Below are 1737 nucleotides of genomic sequence, written 5' to 3'. Positions count from 1 at the left end.
CGAGCCTTATCGCCCCACTCCTGGGATTCATGCTACGGCGGTAATCGATTCTACGGCACAAATAGGCAACGATGTTTATATTGGCGCTCATGTCGTTATTGAAGCAGAGGTAAAAATAGGTGATCGCGTTTGCATTCACCCCAACACAGTCATTTATCCCCAGGTACAGATTGGTAGTGGCACCACCTTACACGCCAACTGCACAATTAGCGAACGCGCCTTGATCGGTGCTAATTGCGTCATTCATAGCGGTGCAGTTATTGGGGCGGAAGGCTTTGGCTTTGTGCCGATTCCTACAGGCTGGTACAAAATGCAGCAGTCGGGCATTGTTGTTTTAGAAGATGGGGTAGAAGTTGGCTGTAACAGCACCATAGACCGCCCCTCGGTGGGCGAAACTCGTATTGGCAAGCAAACAAAAATTGATAACTTAGTTCAGATCGGTCATGGTTGCCAAATTGGGAAAAATTGTGCGATCGCCGCGCAAGTTGGTTTAGCTGGGGGCGTAACTCTAGGCAATCGTGTCATCCTCGCAGGTCAAGTAGGCATCGCCAATCAAGCCAAAATGGGTAATGGCGCGATCGCTGCTGCTAGAGCCGGGATTCTCAAAGATGTTGAGCCTGAATCAACCGTTTCTGGCACTCCGGCAATTCCCCACAGACTTTATATTAAAGCTGCCGCTATTTACAGCCGCTTGCCAGAAATGTATCAAACTCTCAAGCAATTGCAGAAGTCCATAGCTGAGAAGTAATGATAAAGATTTGTAAACTACTACCTTTTTGGTACGGATTACCGTACCTATTTGGGCGTTAAAACCTTGAATAAAGGTATCAATCGCTACTTCAATTCTAGAGGGCTAAAATAAGCCAACTTGGACAAAGTAACCATTGCTAGCAAGCAAATATCAAAGCTATTTGAGGAGGCTAAAAGTGCGATCGCGTAGTTTAATTAGCTGTATCTAAAGAAAGGTAAATTTTACATTACTTACAGAACCTGTGACGATGAATCAAGCTTGTTTCAAAAACGCAAGTATACTTCCATTAAACATCTTAAAAATTGCTAAATTGACTAGGTACAAAATAATGCACGAATATCGAGAAAATACTACTTACACAGATAGAGCTTACCTCACCTACTCCACTATTCAAATAAGTCAATATAAATTTAAAGGCAAGAGACATCAAGCCTAATTGTTTTAAGAACTCTGATCCCGGCTCGATGTATCTCTTATCGCACTTTAAGTAAACACCCATCTGTTTTTGTAGAACATCATATAGAGGTAGATTGACTTATGCGGTTAGTACGTTGGCAACCTTTTGCAGAAGTGGAATCCTTACGCAATCAAATGGATCGAATGTTTGATGAAATAGCAGGAGTAAACCGTCCATCTTCTCAAGATTGGACACCTGCAATTGAGATTCAAGATCGTGAAGATAGTTTAGTTTTACGGGCAGAAATTCCTGGAGTTGAAGCTAAAGACTTAGATATTCAAGTAGCACGGGAAGCCGTAGCTATTAGTGGCGAACACTGTTACGAAAACAAAGCTCAACAAGGTTTTTTTCGTACAGAGTTGCGTTATGGTAGTTTTCAGCGCACTATTCCTTTACCTGTTGCTGTAGAAAATACCTTTCACGAACATTTGGAGCAGCAGTTGCGTATGCTCGAACTGGAATCGGAGGAAGAAGAAGCAATCGCACAGCAGCTTATCGGCAGCATCGACGATGACGGTTATTTACGGCG

The 1737-nt window shown here is 43.0% G+C and carries 2 protein-coding genes; both read left to right on the top strand.

Annotated features, from left to right (window positions below; all coding sequences use genetic code 11):
- Window positions 1-748, top strand: a 748-nt coding sequence (gene lpxD, locus ACEW80_RS00790) for a UDP-3-O-(3-hydroxymyristoyl)glucosamine N-acyltransferase (protein ID WP_373524770.1), incomplete at its 5' end; no start/stop codon positions are given.
- A 540-nt stretch (window positions 749-1288) separates the two neighbouring features.
- The coding region (locus ACEW80_RS00785; protein WP_373524769.1) for an Hsp20 family protein at window positions 1289-1737 on the top strand (449 nt) is incomplete at its 3' end.

Source organism: Nostoc sp., from assembly GCF_041747015.1.
Classification (GTDB): domain Bacteria; phylum Cyanobacteriota; class Cyanobacteriia; order Cyanobacteriales; family Nostocaceae; genus Nostoc.
This window is presented reverse-complemented; position numbering and strand designations above follow the sequence as displayed.